At 68.7% G+C, this 611-nt stretch carries 1 protein-coding gene and 1 pseudogene; one reads left to right on the top strand and one right to left on the bottom strand.

Annotation, left to right across the window (positions count from 1 at the left end):
- Positions 1-85: 85 nt before the first annotated feature.
- Positions 86-319, top strand: a complete 234-nt coding sequence (locus RT91_RS19910) for a YMGG-like glycine zipper-containing protein (protein WP_240314348.1) — start codon at positions 86-88, stop codon at positions 317-319.
- A 63-nt stretch (positions 320-382) separates the two neighbouring features.
- On the opposite strand, the pseudogene RT91_RS19915 reads toward RT91_RS19910, so the two are convergent.
- Positions 383-611: pseudogene (locus tag RT91_RS19915) on the bottom strand (nucleoside-diphosphate kinase); the annotation flags it as partial.

Raw genomic sequence — 611 nt, forward strand, 5'->3', positions numbered from 1 at the left:
CGGGGGCCATGCAGTCGCAACGCGAAACCCTATATCGCTTGAAACAAAACAAGGAGATCCCGAAATGACTGTGAGATCGAAACAGGTGCTAATCGTTCCCGTGCTGCTCTCGGTGGTGGCGCTGGGGCTGGCGGGTTGCGGCTATACGCCCGGCCAGCGGGCTCTCTCCGGCGGCGCGATCGGCGCGGGCACCGGTGCGATCCTGGGGGCTGCGACGGGCGGCTCGGCGGCGACGGGCGCGCTGATCGGCGGCGCCGTGGGCGCGATCGGCGGCGCGGTGACCAATCCGAACCAGGTCAATCTCGGCCGCGCGCCCTGAGACCCGCGTGACCGCGGCATGAAAAAGGGGGCCCGAGGCCCCTTTTTGCATGTGCCGGTCAGATCAGCCGACGATCTCGACGCCGGCGAAGAAGAAGGCGATTTCCTGCGCCGCGGTGTCCGCCGCGTCGGAGCCGTGGACGGAGTTCGCCTCGATGTCCTCGGCGAATTCGGCGCGGATGGTCGCCGGCCTCGGCCTTCCTGGGGTCGTCGCGCCCATGATCGCGCGGTTGCGGGCCACGGCGTCGTCGCCTTCCGAGAACCTGGACGACGACCGGACCCGAGGTCATGAA

It is taken from the genome of Acidiphilium sp. JA12-A1 (genome assembly GCF_000724705.2).
In the GTDB taxonomy this organism is placed as follows: domain Bacteria; phylum Pseudomonadota; class Alphaproteobacteria; order Acetobacterales; family Acetobacteraceae; genus Acidiphilium; species Acidiphilium multivorum.